This window comes from Burkholderia contaminans (genome assembly GCF_029633825.1).
Taxonomy (GTDB): Bacteria; Pseudomonadota; Gammaproteobacteria; order Burkholderiales; family Burkholderiaceae; genus Burkholderia; species Burkholderia contaminans.
On sequence record NZ_CP090640.1, the window covers coordinates 573,769 to 595,076 of the forward strand.

At 68.6% G+C, this 21,308-nt stretch carries 19 protein-coding genes and 2 pseudogenes; 8 read left to right on the plus strand and 13 right to left on the minus strand.

Translation table 11 applies throughout. The features are described 5' to 3' along the window. Nucleotides 1-60 precede the first annotated feature (60 nt). Nucleotides 61-1,341, plus strand: a complete 1,281-nt coding sequence (locus LXE91_RS02690) for an amino acid deaminase (RefSeq protein ID WP_039360131.1) — start codon at nucleotides 61-63, stop codon at nucleotides 1,339-1,341. Nucleotides 1,342-1,507: 166 nt separating this feature from the next. Further along, nucleotides 1,508-2,089, plus strand: a complete 582-nt coding sequence (locus LXE91_RS02695) for a DJ-1/PfpI family protein (RefSeq protein WP_039360134.1) — start codon at nucleotides 1,508-1,510, stop codon at nucleotides 2,087-2,089. Between the two features lie 69 nt (nucleotides 2,090-2,158). On the opposite strand, the gene LXE91_RS02700 is transcribed toward LXE91_RS02695, so the two are convergent. Further along, the gene (locus LXE91_RS02700; RefSeq protein ID WP_039360135.1) at nucleotides 2,159-2,605 is read right to left on the minus strand and encodes a MarR family winged helix-turn-helix transcriptional regulator; all 447 of its coding nucleotides are present in this window, start codon (nucleotides 2,603-2,605) and stop codon (nucleotides 2,159-2,161) included. Nucleotides 2,606-2,631: 26 nt separating this feature from the next. Next, the gene (locus LXE91_RS02705; protein ID WP_039360139.1) at nucleotides 2,632-4,227 is read right to left on the minus strand and encodes an MDR family MFS transporter; all 1,596 of its coding nucleotides are present in this window, start codon (nucleotides 4,225-4,227) and stop codon (nucleotides 2,632-2,634) included. 107 nt (nucleotides 4,228-4,334) lie between these two features. Here LXE91_RS02705 and LXE91_RS02710 point away from each other — a divergent pair, with 107 nt between their 5' ends. Next, on the plus strand, nucleotides 4,335-5,177 hold the full coding sequence (locus LXE91_RS02710; protein ID WP_039360141.1) for an EcsC family protein: 843 nt from the start codon (nucleotides 4,335-4,337) through the stop codon (nucleotides 5,175-5,177). Here LXE91_RS02710 and LXE91_RS02715 read toward each other — a convergent pair. The 6 genes and pseudogenes from LXE91_RS02715 to LXE91_RS02740 all read right to left on the minus strand — a co-directional run bounded on the left by LXE91_RS02715 (nucleotide 5,147) and on the right by LXE91_RS02740 (nucleotide 10,732). Further along, nucleotides 5,147-6,109 carry an alpha/beta hydrolase gene (locus tag LXE91_RS02715; protein WP_039360143.1) on the minus strand — a complete coding sequence of 321 codons (963 nt, stop codon included), beginning with the start codon at nucleotides 6,107-6,109 and terminating at the stop codon, nucleotides 5,147-5,149. The genes LXE91_RS02710 and LXE91_RS02715 overlap by 31 nt on opposite strands. A gap of 137 nt (nucleotides 6,110-6,246) precedes the next feature. Next, nucleotides 6,247-6,426, minus strand: a pseudogene (locus LXE91_RS02720) (RNA-guided endonuclease InsQ/TnpB family protein); the annotation flags it as partial. A gap of 17 nt (nucleotides 6,427-6,443) precedes the next feature. Next, nucleotides 6,444-6,878 (minus strand): CHRD domain-containing protein, encoded by a 435-nt coding sequence (locus tag LXE91_RS02725; RefSeq protein WP_039360146.1) that lies wholly within the window; start codon nucleotides 6,876-6,878, stop codon nucleotides 6,444-6,446. 366 nt (nucleotides 6,879-7,244) lie between these two features. After that, nucleotides 7,245-8,018, minus strand: a complete 774-nt coding sequence (locus LXE91_RS02730; protein WP_006497398.1) for a class II aldolase/adducin family protein — start codon at nucleotides 8,016-8,018, stop codon at nucleotides 7,245-7,247. A gap of 149 nt (nucleotides 8,019-8,167) precedes the next feature. Continuing rightward, nucleotides 8,168-9,793 carry a phospholipase D family protein gene (locus LXE91_RS02735; RefSeq protein ID WP_039360149.1) on the minus strand — a complete coding sequence of 542 codons (1,626 nt, stop codon included), beginning with the start codon at nucleotides 9,791-9,793 and terminating at the stop codon, nucleotides 8,168-8,170. Between the two features lie 222 nt (nucleotides 9,794-10,015). Next, on the minus strand, nucleotides 10,016-10,732 hold the full coding sequence (locus LXE91_RS02740; protein WP_039360152.1) for a FadR/GntR family transcriptional regulator: 717 nt from the start codon (nucleotides 10,730-10,732) through the stop codon (nucleotides 10,016-10,018). 134 nt (nucleotides 10,733-10,866) lie between these two features. On the opposite strand from LXE91_RS02740, the gene LXE91_RS02745 reads away from it, so the two are divergent. The 4 genes and pseudogenes from LXE91_RS02745 to LXE91_RS02760 all read left to right on the plus strand — a co-directional run bounded on the left by LXE91_RS02745 (nucleotide 10,867) and on the right by LXE91_RS02760 (nucleotide 15,602). Continuing rightward, on the plus strand, nucleotides 10,867-11,667 hold the full coding sequence (locus LXE91_RS02745) for a (Fe-S)-binding protein (protein WP_039360156.1): 801 nt from the start codon (nucleotides 10,867-10,869) through the stop codon (nucleotides 11,665-11,667). Further along, nucleotides 11,664-12,397: pseudogene (locus LXE91_RS02750) on the plus strand (LutC/YkgG family protein). The gene LXE91_RS02745 and the pseudogene LXE91_RS02750 overlap by 4 nt, the downstream one beginning before the upstream one ends. Then, nucleotides 12,394-13,839, plus strand: a complete 1,446-nt coding sequence (locus LXE91_RS02755; RefSeq protein WP_039360160.1) for a LutB/LldF family L-lactate oxidation iron-sulfur protein — start codon at nucleotides 12,394-12,396, stop codon at nucleotides 13,837-13,839. The pseudogene LXE91_RS02750 and the gene LXE91_RS02755 overlap by 4 nt, the downstream one beginning before the upstream one ends. A 50-nt stretch (nucleotides 13,840-13,889) precedes the next feature. After that, on the plus strand, nucleotides 13,890-15,602 hold the full coding sequence (locus tag LXE91_RS02760) for a lactate permease LctP family transporter (protein ID WP_039360161.1): 1,713 nt from the start codon (nucleotides 13,890-13,892) through the stop codon (nucleotides 15,600-15,602). A gap of 100 nt (nucleotides 15,603-15,702) precedes the next feature. On the opposite strand, the gene loiP is transcribed toward LXE91_RS02760, so the two are convergent. The 5 genes from loiP to LXE91_RS02785 all read right to left on the minus strand — a co-directional run bounded on the left by loiP (nucleotide 15,703) and on the right by LXE91_RS02785 (nucleotide 20,042). After that, on the minus strand, nucleotides 15,703-16,464 hold the full coding sequence (gene loiP / locus LXE91_RS02765) for a metalloprotease LoiP (RefSeq protein ID WP_039360163.1): 762 nt from the start codon (nucleotides 16,462-16,464) through the stop codon (nucleotides 15,703-15,705). Nucleotides 16,465-16,660: 196 nt separating this feature from the next. After that, entirely contained in the window at nucleotides 16,661-17,443 is a 783-nt protein-coding gene (locus tag LXE91_RS02770; protein WP_039360166.1) for a glycosyltransferase family 2 protein, read from the minus strand. Between the two features lie 125 nt (nucleotides 17,444-17,568). After that, nucleotides 17,569-18,867 (minus strand): chorismate transformation FkbO/Hyg5 family protein, encoded by a 1,299-nt coding sequence (locus LXE91_RS02775; protein WP_039360167.1) that lies wholly within the window; start codon nucleotides 18,865-18,867, stop codon nucleotides 17,569-17,571. Between the two features lie 87 nt (nucleotides 18,868-18,954). Next, nucleotides 18,955-19,671: a 3-oxoacyl-ACP reductase FabG gene (fabG, locus tag LXE91_RS02780; RefSeq protein ID WP_039360170.1), complete on the minus strand. Its 717-nt coding sequence runs from the start codon at nucleotides 19,669-19,671 to the stop codon at nucleotides 18,955-18,957. Between the two features lie 110 nt (nucleotides 19,672-19,781). Further along, nucleotides 19,782-20,042: a phosphopantetheine-binding protein gene (locus tag LXE91_RS02785; RefSeq protein ID WP_039360173.1), complete on the minus strand. Its 261-nt coding sequence runs from the start codon at nucleotides 20,040-20,042 to the stop codon at nucleotides 19,782-19,784. Between the two features lie 571 nt (nucleotides 20,043-20,613). On the opposite strand from LXE91_RS02785, the gene LXE91_RS02790 reads away from it, so the two are divergent. Further along, the gene (locus tag LXE91_RS02790; RefSeq protein ID WP_278068109.1) at nucleotides 20,614-21,267 is read left to right on the plus strand and encodes a COG4648 family protein; all 654 of its coding nucleotides are present in this window, start codon (nucleotides 20,614-20,616) and stop codon (nucleotides 21,265-21,267) included. Nucleotides 21,268-21,308: the final 41 nt, after the last annotated feature.

Here is a 21,308-nt window from a genome sequence, read left to right on the forward strand (position 1 = left end):
TTCTGTACCATCGGCTTGTCAACTTCAGTGCAATGCATAGTGATGATGGAGCGGGATGACATGAAAGTTACAAACTATCAGGAAGCGACGATCGATCCGTTCGGCAAGGGCCTCGGCAATCTGCCGAGCGCGAGCGTGCCGCTCGGCGAAGCAGGCCGCCTCGAGTGGAACCTGCTTGCGGAAGACGTCAGCCTGCCGGCCGCCGTGCTTTACGAAGATCGCATCGAACACAACCTGAACTGGATGCAGGCATTCGTGCAGAAGTACGGCGTCAAGTTTGCGCCGCACGGCAAGACGACGATGGCGCCGCAACTGTTCCGCCGCCAGCTCGACGCCGGCGCGTGGGGCATCACGCTCGCGACCGCGCACCAGACGCAGGCCGCGTATCACGGCGGCGTGCGCCGCGTGCTGCTCGCGAACCAGCTGGTCGGCCGCCAGAACATGACGATCATCGCCGGGCTGCTGTCCGATCCCGATTTCGAATTCTTCTGCCTCGTCGATTCGGCGGAGAGCGTCGACCAGCTCGGCCGCTTCTTCGGCGCGCTGAAGAAGCCGCTGAACGTGCTGCTCGAGCTCGGCGTGCCGGGCGGCCGCGCGGGCGTGCGCGACGCCGCGCAACGCGAAGCCGTGCTCGCCGCGATCGCGCGCTATCCGGACACGCTGAAGCTGGCCGGTATCGAACTCTACGAAGGCGTGCTGAAGGAAGAAGGCGAGATCCGCACGTTCCTGCAGGAAGCGGTCGCGCTCACGCGCGAGCTGGCCGAGGCCGGCCGCTTCGCGCGTACGCCGGCGATCCTGTCGGGCGCCGGTTCGGCGTGGTACGACGTGGTCGCGGAGGAATTCGCGAAGGCGTCCAACGCCGGCTTCGCGGAAGTCGTGCTGCGTCCGGGTTGCTACCTGACGCACGATGTCGGCATCTACAAGAAGGCGCAGACCGACGTGTTCGCGCGCAACCCGATCGCACGCACGATGGGCGAAGGGCTGCTGCCCGCGCTGCAGCTGTGGGCCTACGTGCAGTCGGTGCCGGAGGCCGATCGCGCGATCGTCGCGCTCGGCAAGCGCGACGCGGCATTCGACGCGGGGCTGCCGGAGCCGGCGCGCCACTTCCGCCCGGGCCGCGACACCGCGCCGCGCGACGTCGCCGCCACCGAAGGCTGGGCCGTCACCGGGATGATGGACCAGCACGCGTACCTGCAGATCCCGCCGGGCGCGGACGTGAAAGTCGGCGACATGGTCGCGTTCGACATCTCGCACCCGTGCCTGACGTTCGACAAGTGGCGCCAGGTGCTCGTGCTCGATCCGCAGTTCAGCGTGACGGAAGTCGTCGAAACCTTCTTCTGACGCCCGTCGCACACATCGTGCCCGACCGCCCCGCCGCTCGCGCGGGGCGGGCGTCACGCGCGCTTCAAGCGGCCGGAGTACACTGCGCTTTCGTCCCCGGAGCCCCGGGCGGGCGTTGCACTTGCCTGTCGTGCGGGCCCTCAACGCAGCTCCACTGGAGAAAGCCATGGCCGCGAAGAAGATCCTGTTCCTGACCGGCGATTTCGCCGAAGACTACGAAACGATGGTGCCGTTCCAGGCGCTGCAGGCCGTCGGCCACCACGTCGACGCAGTCTGCCCGGGCAAGCGCGCGGGCGACAAGATCAAGACCGCGATCCACGATTTCGAGGGCGACCAGACCTACACCGAGAAGCCCGGCCACCAGTTCACGCTGAACGCGGCATTCGACGACGTCGACGCATCGCGCTACGACGCGCTCGCGATCGCGGGCGGCCGCGCCCCCGAATACCTGCGACTCGATCCGAAGGTGATCTCGCTCGTACGCGAGTTCGCCGAAGCCGGCAAGCCGATCGCCGCGATCTGCCACGCGGCGCAACTGCTCGCGGCCGCCGACGTGATCCGCGGCAAGCGCATCTCGGCCTACCCGGCCTGCGCGCCCGAGGTGAAGCTCGCGGGCGGCGAATACGCGGACATCCCGGTCGACGCGGCCGTGACCGACGCGCCGTTCGTCACCGCGCCCGCGTGGCCCGCGCATCCGGCGTGGCTGGCGCAGTTCCTCGTGCTGCTGGGCACGCGCATCGAGCTTTGAACCTGAAGTGAATTGAGATGAGATGAAGGGCCGGGCCGGCGGCGTGTTCGCGCCGCCCTGCCCCGTGCTTCAGCGTGCGGCCGGCGTCGAGCCGACGTCCGCGATCCGCGACTCCAGCATCGCCAGCGCACCCGACAGCGCATTCAGCACGTCGTCCGGCAATTGCGCCATCGTCTGCTCGAGAAACGCCTTGCGGCGCGGCAGGCACGCATCGAACGCGGCGCGGCCGTCGTCCGTCAGCGTCACGTTGGTCACGCGATTGTCGCGTGCATCGGATTCACGCTGGATCCAGCCGAGCGCGTCGAGCGACTTCAACTGGCGCGTGAGCGCGCCCGGATCGACGCGCAGCACTTCGACGAGCTTCTTCTGCGACGAATGCCCGCCCATCGTGTGCAATGCGACCATGATCCGCCAGCGCGGCATCGGTTGCCCGACGTGCGCCTCGAACGCGGTCATGAACGCGCGATACGTGCGTCCGAATTGCTGCAAGATCGCGACGCGGTCCTGTTCTTCCATGCGCTCAGTTCTGTTCGTTCAATCGTTCAGTCGGCCGCGACATGCGGTTCGATCTTGTGCCGCAGCGCGATCGGCGGCACGCGGCGGCACTGCCACACCGACACCACGGCGACGACCGCCGCCATGGCGACGCCCAGGTGAATCGCGCCGACGAGCGATTCTCGGGCCGCTTCCAGCAGCAGCGCGCCATTATGCCCGGCGCGCGTCAGCTCCGCGACGAGACCGCCCTGCGCGGCGCGATCGATCAGGATCTGCGGATCGGCGAGCTGCGCATGCCATTGCATCGCATGGTCGGCCGACAGCGCATTGCGCACGCCGCCCGAATACATCTGGTTGACGAGCGTGCCGGTGAGCGCGGTGCCGACCATTCCGCCGACCATCCGCAGCGACTGCAGCAGCGCCGTCGCGATACCGAGATGCTCGCGGCCGGCCGTCTGCTGCGCGAAGACGGTGAGGTTCGGCAGCACGAAGCCGAGCCCGATGCCGCCCGCGACCATCAGCGCCATCAGCACCCACTTCGGCGTCGTGTGGGTCGACACGACGATGCCCGCACAAGTGATCGCGAACAGCACGAAACCGACGTGCAGCATCGCGTTCGGATTGCGGATGCGCGTGACGACCCGGCCGTTCATGATGCTGCCGATCGTGATGAACACGACGAGCGGCGTGATCACGAGCCCCGCCTCCTTCGGCGACATCCCGAACCCGCCCTGGAACAGCAGCGGCGCGTAGAACAGCAGCGAGAACATCGAGAAGCCGGCGAGGATCGCCAGCACGAAGAGCGCCGACAGCGCGCGGTTGCCGAACATGTCGAACGGCAGAATCGGCTGCGCGCAGCGCTTCTCCCAATGCCACAGGCCGAAACCGGCCGCGACCGCGACGACGAGCAGCAGCGACGCCCAGCTCGCGACGCCGTACTTCGGCAGCCATTCGACGAACAGCTGCAGCGCGCCGAGCGACAGCGCGATCAGCAGCGCGCCCGGCCAGTCGAGCCGCATCTTGCGATCGTGCTCGACATGGCGCAGGTGCGGCAGGTAGCGCCACACGAACAGCAGCGACAGCAGGCCGACCGGCAAATTCACGTAGAACACCGAGCGCCAGCCGAACGACTGCGTCAGCACGCCGCCGAGCGACGGGCCGACCGCGTTCGCGATGCCGAACGCGGAGCTCATCAGCACCTGCCAGCGCAGGCGCACGACGGAATCGGGGAACAGGTCGGGAATGCACGCGAACGCGGTGCCGACCAGCATCCCGCCGCCGATTCCCTGCAGCCCGCGCGCGAGCACGAGCATCAGCATGTCGTTCGCCATCCCGCACAGCACGGACGCGCCGGTGAACACGACGATCGACGCGATGACGAACGGCTTGCGGCCGTAATAATCGCCGAGCCGGCCGAAGATCGGCACCGTGATCACGGAACTGAGCAGGTACGAGGTCGCGACCCATGCGTACAGGTCGAAACCGCGAAGCTCGGCAACGATGGTCGGCAACGCGGTGCCGACGACGGTCTGGTCGAGCGCGACCAGCATGGTGACAAATGAGATCCCGATCATCGCCAGCAGCGATTCGCGGAACGGCAGGACTTGCCCGCTCGAATGGTGGGCGGCAGTATGGACGGCCATTTTTTGTTGGCGCAACTTTTGACGAGTCAAACAATCTCAAAATTCTAGCACGCCGGAGTAATCTAGGCCGGTGACGGTCAAACCGGCTCAGACCGCCAAGGAGAAAGATGGAACCGATTTCAATCACCCCCGCGACCACACTGTCTCAGGAGGACCGGGACGCGCTGTGGCGCGCGAAGCAGGTGCTGGAAAGCCCGTCGCTGACGATGAAGCTGACGGGCATGCTCGGCGCGCCGGTCGAGAAAATGATCGCCCGGCTGCCGGATTTCGCGACCGGCAAGATCAACGACGCGACGCAGCTCGCGCTGCGCAAGTGCCTGAACATCGCGCTGCGCACGCTCGGCAAGCCGCCCGGGCCGGACGCCGAACCCGACAAGCCGAGCAACCTGCTGCACAAGCTCGCGGTTGCGACGACCGGCGCGGCGGGCGGTGCGTTCGGCTTTCTCGCGCTGCCGGTCGAGCTGCCGGTGACGACGACGCTGATCTTCCGCTCGGTGTGCGACATCGCGCGCAGCGAGGGGGAAGACCTGGGCTCGGTCGATACGCAGCTGCAATGCCTGGCCGTGCTCGGCATGGGCGGCAACCCGGACAAGCAGGAAGAGGACGCCGATTTCGGCTATTTCGTGCTGCGCGGTGCGCTCGCGCAGGCGATCTCGAAGGCGTCGTCCGACATCACGACGAAGGGCATCGCCGCGCACAGCTCGGCAGCCGTGTTCAAGCTCGTGCAGACGGTGGCGTCGCGCTTCTCGGTGCAGGTGACCGAGCAGATGGCCGCGAAGTCGATCCCGGCGATCGGCGCCGTGCTCGGCGCGACCGTCAATACGCTGTTCATCGACCACTTCCAGCAGATGGCGCACGGCCACTTCACCGTACGCCGGCTCGAGCGCAAGTACGGCTCGGTGGCCGTCAAAGCCGCCTATCAGGCGATCGACGCCTCGCCGGCGCGCTGAACCGCGCGTTCGACCGCGACGCGGCGCAGGAACGCGGCCGCGCGGTCGAGCGCGTCACGTGCCTCCGGCACCATCGGCGCGTACAGCTGCCACACGTGCGGCATGTCCGGCCACACCTCGATCTCCACCGCGCCCCCGGCCGCCTTCGCCTTCTCGGCGACGCGGCGCGAATCGTCGAGCAGCACCTCGGTGCTGCCGACCTGGATATACAGCGGCGGCAGGCCCGCGAAATCCGCGTAGAGCGGCGATGCGTACGGATTCGTGCCCGGCTCGTCACCCAGGTACAGCTTCGCGGCCTTCGCGAGCGCCGCGCCCGCGAACATCGGATCGGCGCCGTCGTTCGTGCGCAGCGTCGCGCCGGTGGCGGCCAGGTCGGTCCACGGCGAGAACAGGATCGCGCCGGCCGGCAGCGGCTCGCCGCGGTCGCGCAGCGCGACGAGCGTCGCGAGCGCGAGGCCGCCGCCCGCCGAATCGCCGCCGAGCACGATCGATTCGGGCGGTGTGCCGAGCGCCAGCAGTTGCCGGTACGCGGCCAGCGCATCGTCGAGCGCGGCCGGGAAGCGGTTCTCGGGCGCCAGCCGGTAGTCGAGCGAGAACGAGCGCACGCCCGCGCGCTTCGTCAGGCCGAACACGAGCGGACGGTGGGTCTTCGTCGAACAGAAGTAATAGCCGCCGCCATGGAAGTACAGCAGCGTGCGGCCGGGCCCGCGGCCCGCAACCGAGTCGGTGCGCTCAAGCCATTCGCCGCGCAGCGGCGCGTCGCCCGGGCCATGGCACTGGCGCAATCGGTAGCCCGACGGCGCACGGCGCGGCACGATCATCCGCAGGTCGGTAAAGCGCCGTGCGCGGGCGGGATCAAGCACCTCGCGCGTGGTCTCGGGACGGAACTGCCAGCGCAGCAGCCAGCAGGCGAACTTGCTTTGCCAACTCATCGGACGCACTCCGTAATCACAGTGTGACGATGGTACGTGCGATCGCTTCCGCACCGCTCGACAGGTGCCTCTACTTGACATCCTCCCGCGCCTGAAGGCTCGGGATTCCTACCGCGTTTGAAACGATGATGCTTGTCTCAGATCGCCTCGGCGGGTTCCTGCTTCACGGAGCGGCCCGACTGCACCGGCTCTCCACAGGCTGCAACGCGGTGCCCCCGCGCCAGTATGTTGATCGCATCGACCACATCGGCATGGTCCTCATGCCCGCACCCGACACAGCGGAATGCCGCCTGCGGCTGCCGGTTTCCGGCGCTCACGGATCAAACGCCGGCACTCAGTTCGCCGGCATTACCTGGCCGCGGATCTCGCCGGCCGGGTGCTCCTTCGTATGGACGTTGAAGTACCACTTGCCGCCCATCAGGTCGGTGACCTGCGCGTCGGTGAGTTCCTTCGAGCCCTTGATCGGACTCGCCAGGTCCCCCTTCGGAATCGGCACCTGCACGCCCGCGTTCTGGCCGACCGGCGCCGGCCCGTGGAAGTGCGCGGCGGTGGCCGGCCCCGTGAGGTGTTCGTAAGTGACCTTCCACTGCAGCATGTGCGTGGCCGTATCGTAGGTGGCCTCGACGTCGCCCGAGCCCTTGGTCGCCGTGGGCGGCACTTCACTCGACGGCTGGAGATTGGCGGACAGGCGCACCGTTTCGGCGGCGGCGCTGCCGGCGGCCAGCACGCCCGCGAGTAACGCGACCTGGAGCAAACGCAGCTTGAGCATGGACTCTCCTTGTACGACGTTGTACGCCGCCCGAGCGGGGGCGCCAGACATGATGGTAGTCGATCGCCGCCGGTCCGGGAGTCCACCGAACGGTCATGCAGCGAATCGACGCACCGGGCCGGCCGGCCCTCTCGCGCGGCGCACGACGCATCAGTCTGCATCAACCTGGAATGGACCTTTGCAGCCGGATGACTGAATCGGCGCGCGGCCTTTCGCTACACTTCGTCTCACAGTTGCTTGTTTCCTTCGTCCGAAGGAGTCTGCGAGTATTCACGCGGCCACCCGGCCGCGTTTTTTTTGCGCGCGCCGCCGTCGGGTCCGGTTCACCCGGCATCACGCATGACGTAGCGATCGCGCCGCTTCACGTCACGCGCGATAGCCCGGATCGATGCGATCGACGATCCGCTGCAGCGCGTCGAACGCGTCCTGCCCCGCGCCGTGCTTCGGATCGAAATTCAGCGAATCGCGCACGCACCCTTCGAGCACCGGCGGCGCAATCGGCAACGCGTCGCCGATCGCATGCGTGGCAACCTGTACCTCACATGCACGATTGAGCAGCCACATCAGCGAGAAGGTCTGCGCGAGCGTCGCGCCGATCGTCACGGGCCCATGGTTGCGCAACAGCAGCACCGGCCGCCCGCCTGCACTTTCGACGATGCGCCGCCCCTCCTCGAGATGCACGGTGATGCCCTCGAAGTCGTGATAAGCGATCTTCCCGTACAGCTGCGCCGAATAAAAATTGGAGAACGACAGCCCGTCGCGCGAACAACACACGGCCATCGTCGGCGTCGTGTGCACGTGCATCACGCAGTGCGCATCCGGCAGCGCCGCATGGATCGCGCTGTGGAACGTGAAACCGGCCGGATTGATCGGCCAGTCGGAATGACCGATCACGTTGCCGTCGATGTCGATCTTCACGAGGTTCGACGCGCACACCTCGCGGTAATGGAGCCCGAACGGATTGATCAGGAAATGCCCGTCCTCGCCCGGCACGCGCAGCGAGATATGGTTGTAGATCAGCTCGGTCCAGCCGAGATGATCGAAGATGCGGTAAGCCGCCGCGAGCTGCACGCGCGCCTGCCATTCGGCTTCGGAGAAACGGGCGGGACGCGTGAACGGCTGGTTCGGGACACGTTGCATGGGGGGAACTCCGGTTGCGGGTGTGCGCGGCACGCGTGGCGCGGGCCGTTCGCGGCACCGCCCTGCACGCCACATTAGTTGCGTGCACAACCATATCACTCTTCCCCGCGCACCGGAAACACGGGTTTAGCCGGAGCGCTTCCGTCCCCTTATAGCTGGTCGTCCACCGGCAGCAGCATGAACATGCCGGTCATCACGTTGCGCAGCAGCCCCGCGTGCGGATCGACGTGATAGGTGGTCGGCTGGCCGTCGTCGATGCCCGTCCATTCGAGTTCGGGCGACCCGCCGCCCGCCGGCGTCACGAGGCTCACGCGGTAGCTTTCATCCGGCCGGGTCACGCGCGCGAAGATCGTCGCGACCTGCTGCGCGAGCGCCGGGCTGTGAATCACGAGCGCCAGTTCGGTGTTCAGGTGCGCGGAACGCGGATCGAGGTTCATCGAGCCGATCACGAGGATCTTCCGGTCGATCACGTACGCCTTCGCGTGCAGGCTTGCCCGCGAGCGCGACCCGAACAGGCGCGCGCGCGGCTGGCCCGGCTGCGCCTTGAACTCGTACAGCTCGACACCGTGCCGCAGCAACGGCACGCGATACGGACCGTAGCCGGCCTGCACGGCGACCGCGTCGGTCGCGGCGAGCGAATTCGTCAGGATCGCGACGCGCACACCGCGCGCGGTCGCGTCGCCGAGGATCTTCACGCCGGCGTCATGCGGCACGAAATACGGCGAGAACGCGAGGAATTCCTGCTGCGCGCCGCGCGTGAGTTCCGCCAGGCGCTGCATCGGCGGGCTCACGTACGCGTCGGTCGGCCGCGCGACCTTGTCGGGCGCGTCGACCTTGAACTCGGCCGGCGCCCACACGAGCGCGAGCTCGTCGCGCGCAATCTGCTGCGCGAGCGGCGTCGCGTTCAGCGGCTTCGCGTTGTATGGATCGGCATTCGTGCGCCAGTGGGCGCGCAGCTCGTCGCGCGTCGCGTCGAGGTCCTTCGGATCGAACGACTGGTGGTTCAGCACACGCAGCGGATAGCTGCTCGCGCTCGACCAGTATGTGTCGAAGCTCGCCGAGACGTCGTTCGTCACGGGGCCGGCGGCCAGCACGTCGAGATCGCGGAACTGCAGCGTCGGGCTCGCGTTGAAGTATTCGTCGCCGAGATTGCGGCCGCCGACGATCGCGATCTGGTTGTCCGCGATCATCGCCTTGTTGTGCATCCGGCGCGTGAAGCTGTCGATGCGCGTGAAGAAATTGGCCGTGCGCTCGACCATGCGCTGCTGCGACGCGCCGAACGGGTTGAACACACGGATCTCGACGTTCGGATGCGTGTTCAGCGCGGCCATGATGCGATCGATGTCGCGGAAATTCAGGTCGTCGACCAGCATCCGCACCCGCACGCCGCGATCGGCCGCGTACAGCGCCGCGGCGAGCAGCAGCTTGCCGGTCGTGTCCTCGGTCGCGATGTAGTACTGCATGTCGAGCGTCTTCGTCGCGGCGCGTGCGAGCGCGATGCGCATCTGCAGCGCCTCGGCACCTTCCGGCAGCAGCCGGAAACCGGACTGGCCCGGATGCGCGGCCTCGGGCCCGGCCAGCGCGTCGCGCAGCGGCGTCGCGGTATCGGGCGGCAACGCGTGGGAGACCGGGCGATCGAGCGTGGTGGCGGGCGGATGCGTCGCGCACGCGGCGACGAGCGACAGCAGCACACCGACGGCCAGTGCGCGGGCCGGGCGGCATGCGGCGCGCCACGACAGCGCGGCCGGTGCGCGCCGGATCAAAGAGGTGAACACGGAAACTTCCTCGACTGGCGGAACAAAAGGCCCGCATGCGCCGCGGCGCGCGGCTGGCGCGCGGTTCCGGCCGATTCTAGTGGGCGCCCGATGAACCGGTCAATCGCGCGGGCGACACCCGCACTGTCGAACCGCAGGCGTGCCGCCGACTGCCGGGCGTCGATACCCCGCCGCGCCGGAGGCGGCCGCGGGACGGGGCACGCGCCATAGCGGTCCAACCAATCAGGCACCATCGCCGCTGCGCTCGAAATGGCTGCGCACGTAGTCGATATGCGTCTGCATCGCGGTGCGCGCCTCCTCCGGCCGTTGCGCGCAGATCGCGTCGCACACGACGCGGTGCTGCAGCAACAACAGCTCGGACGCCTGCTCGTCGTGCGTCGTCATGCCCGCAACGTTGATCGAGATGTGCTCGCGCAGCATCCCGATCACGCTCGTATGCAGGTGCAGGAACATCGTGTTGTGCGACGCGAGCGCGATCGCCTCGTGCAGCTTCGCGTCGGTCGCGGCTTCGACGGCCGCGGCGCCGTTCGCGTGCGCGGCTTCGAGCTCGCGCAGCAGCGCACGGATCCGGCGCCGGTCGTTCGCATCGGCGCGCAGCGCGGCGAAATAGGCGGTCGCGCCTTCGAGCACGCGGCGGAACTCGAGGATGTCGTCGCGCAACGCCGGATGATCGGCGACCAGTTGGCCCCAAGGCGATGCGATGCCGGCACGCAACTGGTCAGTCACGTAGACGCCCGCGCCGCGCCGGCTCTGCAGCAGCCCGCGCGCGACGAGCCGCTGGGTCGCCTCGCGCACCGTGTTGCGCGCAACGCCGTATTCCTGCGCGAGCACGCGCTCGGCCGGCAGGCGTGCGCCGGCCGGCCAGGTGCCGTCGAGCAGCGCCGTCTCGATCTTGCGCATCACCACTTCGGTCCGGCCCCGTGCCGTCATCGCTGCCATCGTCGCGTCTCCCTGCGGAATGCCTGCCACGCCGATTGGCCCAACCAATTTGAGCTGCGGCGCCGTCGCGGGAATTATGCAGCGAAATCGTCGTCCCGCATCCGCATGCCGGGCCGTCGCATCTGGAGCGAGACATGAACGAAAGGCAGTACCCCGCCGCCGCCCCCGCGCACGTCTATCTGTTCGCGACCTGCCTGGTCGACCTGTTCGTCCCCGAAGCCGGGCTCGACGCGGTCCGCCTGCTGGAACGCGAAGGCCTGACCGTCCACTATCCGCGCGGCCAGAGCTGCTGCGGGCAGCCGGCCTACAGCAGCGGCAACCCCGACGAAGCGCGCCGTGTCGCGGCTGCTCAGCTCGACCTGTTCGCCGAACCGTGGCCCGTGATCGTGCCGTCCGGCTCGTGCGGCGGCATGATCCGGCACCATTGGCCGGCGCTGTTTGCCGACGACCCCGTCCACGGCCCCAAGGCCCGTGCGATTGCGGAACGGACCTACGAACTCACCGAATTCCTCGTCCACGTGCTCGACGTGCGGCTCGATGCGCTCGCCGCTCCGGCCGGCGCCGACGAGCGCGTGGTGCTGCACACGTCCTGCGCAGCCCGCCGCGAGATGGGCACGCGTGTACACGGCGTCGCGCTCGTCGACGCGCTGCCGGGCGTGACGCGCATCGAACACGAACGCGAATCCGAATGCTGCGGCTTCGGCGGCACGTTCTCGCTGAAGCATCCCGACATCTCCGGCGCGATGGTGCGCGACAAGGTCGCATCGGCCTGCGCGACGGGCTGCGACCGGCTCGTGTCCGCCGACTGCGGCTGCCTGCTGAACATCGGCCACGCGGCCGACAAGTCCGGCGCGGCGCTGCCGGTCGAGCACCTCGCCAGCTTCCTGTGGCGGCGCACGGCAGGCGCCGCATCGCTGCGCGGAGACAAGCCATGAGCGCGCGCGACGCAATCCTCCAGCGGCTGCGCGCTGCCACCCCGGGCGTCGCGGCCGCGGCCGCCCCGCACTCGACGCGCGCATCGACACGCACTACGACACGCGCCGCGCGCAGAACGAAGCCGCGCACGATCCACACACGCTTGTCGTCACGATGCAGGCCGCGCTCACCGCGTCGCACGCGGACGTCTGGTGCGCAACCGGCGACGAATGGCCCGCGCAACTCGCCGCGCGGCTCGCCGAGGCCGGCGTGCGCCGCCTGCTGCTCGACCCGGCCCGCGCCGAATCCGCCGCGCTCGCCCGCGCTCTGCCCGGCGCGGTCGCGCCGGTACCGTTCGACCGGCCGATCGACGCGTGGAAAACCGAACTGTTCGACACGATCGACGCGGGTTTCACCGTTGCGCGCTCGGGCATCGCGGCCACCGGCACCATCGTGCTCGCACCCGATGCCGGCACGCCGCGCACGGTGTCGCTCGTGCCGCCGCTGCACGTCGCGCTCGTCCACGCGAGCACGCTGCATCCCGACCTGCATGCGGCCGTGCACGCGGAGCGCTGGCAGGCCGGCATGCCGACCAACCTCGTGCTGGTGTCGGGCCCGTCGAAGACCTCCGACATCCAGCAGACGCTCGCCTATGGCGCGCATGGCCCGCGCCGCCTGTGGGTCGTGATCGTCACCGGTACGGCAGCCGGCCGCGCGGCCACCACCGTCAGCGAGGACATCCCGCGATGAGCGACCACACGCTGCAATTCGTCGCCCCCGGCGACTTCAAGACCCGCGCGCGCGCTGCGCTCGACGATCCCGCGCTGCGCAAGAGCTTTCGCGGCGCGATGGACTTCCTGCAGGGCAAGCGCGCAACGCAGTTCCCCGACGACGACGAGCTGCAGCAACTGCGCGACCTCGGCGAAGCGGTGCGGCAGCATGCGCTCGCGCAGTTGCCCGCGCTGCTCGAACGGCTGGAGACGAAGCTCACCGAAGCCGGCGTGCACGTGCACTGGGCCGAGACGGCGGCCGACGCGAACGCAATCGTGCTCGGCATCGCGCAGGCGAAGAAGGCGCGCCGCGTGATCAAGGGCAAGTCGATGGCGAGCGAGGAAATCGAGCTGAACCACTCCCTCGCGGAGCACGGCGTCGATTGCATCGAATCCGACATGGGCGAATTCATCGTGCAGCTCGCGGGCGAGAAGCCGTCGCATATCGTGATGCCGGCGATCCACAAGACGCGCGGCGACATCGCCGAGCTGTTCGAGGAACACATCCCCGGCACGCGCTACACGGAGGACGTCGACGAGCTGATCCAGACCGGCCGGCGCGCGCTGCGCCGCGCGTTCACGGAAGCCGACATCGGCCTGTCGGGCGTGAACTTCGCGGCGGCCGACACCGGCACGCTGTGGCTCGTCGAGAACGAAGGCAACGGCCGGCTGTCGACGACGGTACCCGACACGCACGTCGCGATCATGGGGATCGAGAAGGTCGTCGAGAAGCTCGAGCACATCGTGCCGCTGTCGAGCCTGCTCACGCGTTCGGCCACCGGCCAGGCGATCACGACCTACTTCAACCTGATCTCGGGCCCGCGCCGCGACGGCGAACGCGACGGCCCGCGCGAGCTGCATCTCGTGCTGCTCGACAACGGCCGCACGCAGGCCTACGCGGACGAGCAACTGCGCGCGACGCTGCAGTGCATCCGCTGCGGGGCGTGCATGAACCACTGCCCCGTCTATACGCGCATCGGCGGCCACGCCTACGGCACGACCTACCCGGGCCCGATCGGCAAGATCATCTCGCCGCACCTGCTCGGCCTCGACGCGACGGCCGACCTGCCGACCGCATCGACGCTGTGCGGCGCGTGCGGCGAGGTGTGCCCGGTGCGAATTCCGATCCCGCAACTGCTCGTGCGGCTGCGCACCGAAGCGAACCGCAAGCCCGACGAACCCGTCGCGCACCCGCTGCGCGGCCAGGGCGCGAACTACAACCGCGCGGAAGAACTCGTGTGGCGCTTCTGGTCGGGCGCGTTCGCGCATCCGCGCGCATATCGCGCGTTCCGCTGGACCGCCACGCGGCTGCGTGCGCTGACGCCCGCCAAACAGATGGGCTGGACGCAGCACCGCACGCCGCTCGAGCCAGCGCCGCGCAGCCTGTCCGACCTGCTGCGCGCACGCGGCCAGCCCGAATAGCCGTTTCGTTTCTCAAGCCGTATCGACAAAAACCTATGGAGGAGACATCCATGCAGGCCTGGCATCAGATCTACACCCCGCTCGGCAGCCTCGGGCTGTCGGCGTTCGTCGCCGCAATCCCGATCATCTTCTTTTTCGTCGCGCTGGCCGCGTTGCGGCTCAAGTGCCACGTCGCCGCTGCGATCACGCTGCTGCTCTCGCTCGGCGTCGCGATCCTCGCGTACGGGATGCCCGTGCCGCAGGCGCTCGCGGCGGCCGGCTTCGGCTTCGCATACGGCATCTGGCCGATCGCGTGGATCATCGTCGCGGCCGTGTTCCTGTACAAGATCGTCGTGAAGACCGGCCAGTTCGACATCATTCGCGCGTCCGTGCTGTCGATCACCGACGACCAGCGCCTGCAGATGCTGCTGATCGGCTTCTCCTTCGGCGCGTTCCTCGAAGGTGCGGCCGGCTTCGGCGCGCCCGTCGCTATCACCGCCGCGCTGCTCGTCGGCCTCGGCTTCAAGCCGCTGCACGCGGCAGGACTGTGTCTGATTGCAAACACAGCACCGGTCGCGTTCGGCGCAATGGGCATTCCGATCATCGTCGCCGGGCAGGTAACGGGCATCGACCCGTTCCATATCGGCGCGATGGCCGGCCGCCAGCTGCCGCTGCTGTCGCTCGCGGTGCCGTTCTGGCTCGTGTTCATGATGGACGGGCTGCGCGGCGTGCGGCAGACCTGGCCGGCCGCGCTCGTCGCAGGCGGCAGCTTCGCGGTGACGCAGTACTTCACGTCGAACCATATCGGGCCCGAGCTGCCGGACATCACGTCGTCGCTCGTCAGCCTCGTCGCGCTCGCCGCATTCCTGAAGGTCTGGCAGCCGCGCACCGAGAAGCAGACGGCCGGCGGCCTCGTCGCGTCCGGCGGCGGCGCCGCGCTCGCGGGCTTCGGCGGCGCGGGTTCGCGCAGCGGCTTCGGCACCGGCACGAGCCGGCAGGCATCGCCGTACACGCTCGCGCAGACCGTGCGCGCGTGGTCTCCGTTCCTGATCCTGACGGCCGTCGTCACCCTATGGAGCATCGCGCCGTTCAAGGCGCTGTTCGCCGCGCACGGCGCACTCGCGTCGACCGTATTGAAGTTCCATGTGGCGGGGCTCGACCAGCTCGTCGTGAAGACCGCGCCGATCGCCGCGGCGCCGAAGGCGCTCGACGCGGTGCTGAAGATCGATCTCGTGTCGGCGGTGGGCAGCGCGATCCTCGTGACCGCGCTGATCTCGATGGCACTGCTGCGGATGAAGCCGCGCGACGCGCTCGTCACGTTCGGCGAGACGCTGAAGGAGCTGACGCGCCCGATCCTGTCGATCGGCCTCGTGCTCGCGTTCGCATTCGTCGCGAATTACTCGGGGATGTCGTCGACGCTCGCGCTGATGCTGGCCGCAACCGGCGCCGCGTTCCCGTTCTTCTCGCCGTTCCTCGGCTGGCTCGGCGTGTTCCTGACCGGTTCGGACACGTCGTCGAACGCGCTGTTCTGTTCGCTGCAGCAGGCCACGGCCCATCAGCTCGGCGTACCCGAGACGCTCGCGGTGGCTGCGAACACGACGGGCGGCGTGACCGCGAAGATGATCTCGCCGCAGTCGATCGCGGTCGCCTGCGCGGCGACGGGCCTCGTCGGCAAGGAGTCGGAGCTGTTCCGTTTCACGGTGCGGCACAGCCTGCTGTTCGCGGTGATCGTCGGGTTGATCACGCTCGCGCAGGCGTACGTGCTGCCGGGCATGGTGCCGTAAGCGGCGCCCGCCCCAAAAACAAAACCCCACGCCCGGACGAGCGTGGGGTTTTTCATGTCATCGCCTGATCGCCCGCCGCGGCAGGCGATCGGTTGCGCGATCAGCTGCCCTTCGCGATGCGGTCCTCGATGTGCTGCGCACGGCTCGCCGACGACGGGTGCGAATCCATCATCGAGCTCTTGCCGCCGTCCAGCTTCGCGAGCTTCTGGAACGACGTGACCAGACCCTTCTGATTCATGCCCTTCTGCTTGAGGAGGTCGAACGAGTAGTCGTCGGCCGCGCTCTCCTGCGACTGCGAGAACTGCGCGTTGATGAACTTCTCGGTGATGTCGCCGAGCTGCGAGCTCGTCAGCGCCGCCACGCCCGGCGAAGCCGCGCCGGCCGCGGTGCGCGCCGCGCTGACCGCGTAGGCCGTCTGCATCGCCTTCTTCGAGTGGCCGAGGGCAACGTGGCCCATTTCATGGCCGATCACGCCACGCAGCTCGTCGTCGTTCATCATGTCCATCAGGCCGCTGTACACGCGCACGCAGCCGTTGCCCATCGCCCACGCGTTGACGTCCTTGGTCATGTAGACCTTGTAGTTGATCTTCTGGTTGTTCAGCGTCATGTCGCCGAAGCCCTTCATCACCTTCGTCAGGCGCTTCGCATATGCGCTGTTCGCCGGTGCGATCTTCGATTCGGCATCGCTCGATTTGCACGAGTCGTTCGACAGTGCGGCGATGTCGGCATCCGACAGCGTCGCTGCCTTGTACAGGCTGGCCCCCGCCGACGTCAGGCTGTTCGCGTCAAGGCTCTGCACCCCGCCGCACGCGCTCAACAGAAACGCCACGCCACACGCTGCCACCGCTTTCTTGAGTTGCATCCCGGAATCCCTCGATAGTTGTATTTGGGAGCGCCGATTTTGCATAATCCGGCAGAAAATTACCAGATGTTTACATCCGATGACACGTTGATTACTGATCGAACGGGAACGAAGCGGCGCGTCGGAACGGGATTGACGACGAAAGAGGGCGCAATCGCCGCAGCCAGGCGACGACCGGAAGGGGAAACGGGCGGGTTCAGGCCGGCTGGTCGCGGCGTCGCGTCAGCCGCCGCGCGACGAGCATCGGCAACCGCACCGCAAAACCGGTGAACAGGCGCAGGTGCATCCACGCGAGCAGCGCGTTGTCGCGGCCGTAGTGGAAGTGCGAGACGCCGCCCTCGTGGCGGCCGAAATAGCGCACCGGCGCGTCGATGCGGATCGGACGCACGCCGGCCCAGCACAGCCGCACGGCCGCCTCGGGATCGAAGTCGAAGCCGCGCATCCACGGCTGGCGGCGCATGATCGCCGCCAGCGGCGCGACCGGATACACGCGAAACCCGTACAGCGAATCGCCGATCCCGGCCCACAGCGTCTCGAGGTCGGCCCAGGCGTTCGACAGCCGGCGGCCCTGCACGCGCAACTGCGGCGCACTCGCGTCGAACTTCGGCACGCCCAGCACCATCGCGTCGGGCGCGGCCTGCGACGCGGCCATGAACGCGGGAATCAGGTCAGACGGATGCTGGCCGTCGGAATCCATCGTCAACACATGCGTGAAGCCGCTCGCGGCGGCCGCGTCGAGCCCGGCGAGCACCGCGGCGCCCTTGCCGCGGTTCTCCGGCAGCACGATCACGCGCAAGCCCGGGTCGCGCTCGGCCATCGCCTGCAGCCGTTCGGCGCTGCCGTCGGTGCTGCCGTCGACGACGACCCACACCGGATTCCACTGCGCGCGGGCATTGCGCACGGTCGTGTCGACCTTGGCGCCCGGGTTGTAGCTCGGAATCAGGACGAGATGGGTGGACGACGCGTGCAGCTTGGACATGGAAACGGCCGATTGCGAAGACGGGGATCCTGACAAAAGTTTATGACTTGCCGGCGACCGTCGGCAGGCTTCGTCGACGTCGCCCGCGTGCGGGGCCGGCGGCTCGATCGCGAGGTTTTCCCGCTTCATGACAACCACGCCTCCTCATGACCCGCGCTGGCCTCGATCTCGACCAGCAGGTCGTCGCGGCACACGTCCGCATGAACGACGAGCGGCCGCACGCCGGGGCCGGCCGCATCGCGCAGCACGCGCTCGATCGCGGCCAGCGCCTCGGCATCGCCGGCGTCGCGCACGTAGACGCGATAGCTCAGGTCGGCGAGCGAGAACGGGCCGTGCCCCTGGCGCGCGGCCTGCGCGAGCACGGCCGCGAGGTTCGCGACCGTCTCGCGCGTTTGCGCGACGACGTCGCCGTGATGCACGGTGCGGTGCCCGACGATGCTCGCGGTGCCCGACACGAACAGCACCGGCGCGGCATCGCCTGCCGACCATGCGGCGGCGCGCGCGAACGTCGGCGCACGCGGGCCGTACTCCGCCGGATAGTGATACGCGCTGACCTGGCGCGGGTTCTCGACCGGATCGACCGGCGTGCGGCTCGCAAGGAAATGAATCGCGAGCGGCGCGGCCGGCGATGCATCGCCCGCGACCGGCACGACCGAACCGAGCGCGCACGCGGCCGGCACGCCGCCCGTCAGCGCGCGGCGGCACGCATCGAACGCATGCTGGCGGCCGATATTGAACTGACGATAGCGCTCGATCCCGAACTGCACCGCGTTGATCGCCGGCACGGTATTCCAGATGCGCAGCGGATGCGGCATGCCGAGCGAATCGAGCACGCCGAACAGGGCGCGGTACGCGTCGTGCGTCGCGCGTTCGAGCGGCGTGCCGCCGTCGTGCGATTCGCTCGCCTCATGTGCTTCTTCGTGCACGACGATGCTGCCGAACACGAGGCCCGCTGTTTCGCTGTACCGATAGTGCAGCGCGCTGCGCCGTTCGCTGCGCAGGTCATGCGCGTGGCATTGCCAGATTTCGCAGACGGCGTCGTCCGGCGCGATGCCGGCACCGAGCAGCGTCATCGGCACGGGCGCGACCGGCAGGCCGGGTACGACATCGGCCAGCATCCGTGCCGCCGCGTCCGCTCGTGATCCGGCGTGCGATGCCGTGTCCGCGCCAATGCACACCGCACCCAATGCGCCGGGAAACGCGCGCTCGAATCGATCGCCACGACCACGCGCATCGTGCAGCAGCGCGGCGAGCCGCGCATGGCTCATCCGGACGAGCCGCAGTGCTCGGTCGCCGCCAAGCGCGAGCGCTTCGCCCGATCGCGATGCGACCGGCCCGGCCGCCGTCTGCCCGCGCACGACGGGCGCGATAGCGGATGACAGGGAACACGGCCGCCGTTCGGCGTCGACTGGATGCACGGACACTTCGATTTCCTCACTATGCGGCGCAGGCCGCGCAACATCGTGGCCTGCGCCGCGTTGCGTTACGTCACGCCGACGCTGCGCGCTTCGTCAGGCGAGCCCGCCGTTGACGGACAGCACCTGCCCCGTCACATAGGCCGCGGCGTCGGACACCAGGTACGCGACCATCGCCGCGACTTCGTCGGGCCGGCCCGCGCGCTGCGCGGGCACGAGCTGCTTGATGCGTTCCGCGGGAAACGCGTGCTCGGCCATCGGCGATTCGATGATGCCGGGCGCGACCGCGTTCACGGTGATGCCGCGCGACGCGAGCTCGAGCGACAGCGACTTCGTCGCGCCGATCAGCCCCGCCTTCGCGGCCGCGTAGTTGACCTGCCCGCGATTGCCGGTCACGCCGGCCACCGACGCGATGTTGACGATCCGTCCGCGCCGCGTGCGGATCATCGGCAACAGCAGCGGTTGCGTGACGTTGAAGAAGCCGTTGAGCGTCACGTCGAGCACGCTGTGCCACTGTTGTCGCGACATGCCGGCCATCGGCGCATCGTCGTGAATCCCTGCGTTGTTGACGAGGATCTGCACCGGCGCATCGTCGATGAACGGCTTCAGCGCGGCGAGCGTCGCATCGGCGTCGGTCACGTCGAACGCAATCGCGTGCGCGGAGCCGCCGGCCGCGACGATCTGCTGCGCGACGGCCTCCGCCTGCGCGAGATGGCGGTTCGCATGCACCCACACTTCATGGCCGGCCTGCGCGAGGGCCGCGCAGATCGCCTGCCCGAGTGCGCCGCTGCCGCCCGTCACGAGCGAGCGCATCGCATTGCTCCGTTCATCGCGTTCCCCCTCGATCGACGCGGGCGCGTATCGTCTGCCGATCGCGGCCGCCTGCCGTCATCATCCGTGCGTCGCACCCGTGCGCGACGCGCTCACTTCGTGCGGTGCGCGGCGACGTACGCAGCCAGTGCACCGAGCGTCGCAAAGATCTTCTGGTTGTCCGGATTGTCCGAACGCAACTCGAAGCCGTATTTCTTCGAGATCAGCAGGGCGATTTCGAGGATGTCGATGGAGTCGAGCCCGAAACCCTCGCCATACAACGGGGTCTCGGCCGTCACGGTTTCGAGCGTGACGTCTTCGAGATTCAGTTCGCCGATGATCAGCGTGGCGAGCTCTTGTTCCAGTGCGTTCATCATGCGTGCGGGCAGGCGGCCCGTGGCAGCGGAAGGTGACCGGAAACGGCAATCGCCATGCACGCCCGGCGCGTGCGAATCTCCGTCCCTCCGGCGTCTGCCGGCTTCCCCGCCTGCTTGTTTGGGGATCGTTTGTAAAAGTTACGCGGATTCTAGACGACCGGGTATCGGGCCGTATACCGCCAATGGTTACAGACTGGCGAGCCAGCTCCCCGGCCCGTTTCGGGATCCGAATGCACGAGACGCTTGAGCCGCTTCGGATGGAACTGGACCGACCCCGCGAAACCGTTCGTCCCGCGCCATACAATCGGTTACAAAACCCGTTCGCGCCCGCCCCGAACACGCCGTGCCGCGGCCCTAAAATGAGCGTGCCCGACCACCGGCCCGGACCCGCGTCCCGGCCGCCATTCATATGATGTTTGACGGCCCGACCACCGCGTCCGGCCACGATCCGCCCGATGTCGCCAGTCATGCCGCGCCCGCCCTTCCGCTCCGTTCCGGTTCGCCCGTCAGCCCGCTGCCGCCCGGCCGCCGGTCACGCGTTCGCGCGCCGTGTGTGCGGAGGCCGGCGATGAGCCGGCTGCTGCCTGTCGCGCGCGGCCTCGCCGCGGTCGGCGCCGTCGCGGCGTACCGAGCCGGCGCGCACTACGCGGCCGCGACACCCGGCGCACATGGCTTCGGCCTCGCGATGGCGCTCGTGCCGCCGTTGCTGCTCGCGCTCGGCGCGGCGCTGCGCTCGCCGCATCGCGCGTGGCTCGTGCCGGCGTGGCTGCTTGCCGCCGCCGCGCTATGGGCCACCCGCGTGCCGCTCGCCCGGCATTTCGAATGGGGCCTGTATCTGGAACACGCGAGTTTCAACCTCGCGATGGCCCTGCTGTTCGGCCGTACGCTCGCCGCCGGCCAGGTGCCGCTGTGCACACGCTTCGCGACGATGATCCACGGCGCGATCACGCCGGCCGTCGCGCGCTACACACGGCAGATCACGCTCGCGTGGACGCTGTTCTTCGTCGCGATCGCCGCCGTGTCGACGCTGCTGTTCGCGGCCGCGCCGATCGTCACGTGGTCGACGTTCGCGAACTACCTGTCGCTGCCGCTCGTCGCCGTGACGTTTGCAGCCGAGCATGCGTGCCGGCGCTTCGCACTACCGCACGAACCGCGGCCGCGCATGGTCGATGCGGTGCGCGCGTATCGCGCGACGACTCACGCATCGCAGCCGTCACGATGAATTCACGGCCGGCGCCGCGCGCCGGCCTTCGCTCCCGTTTT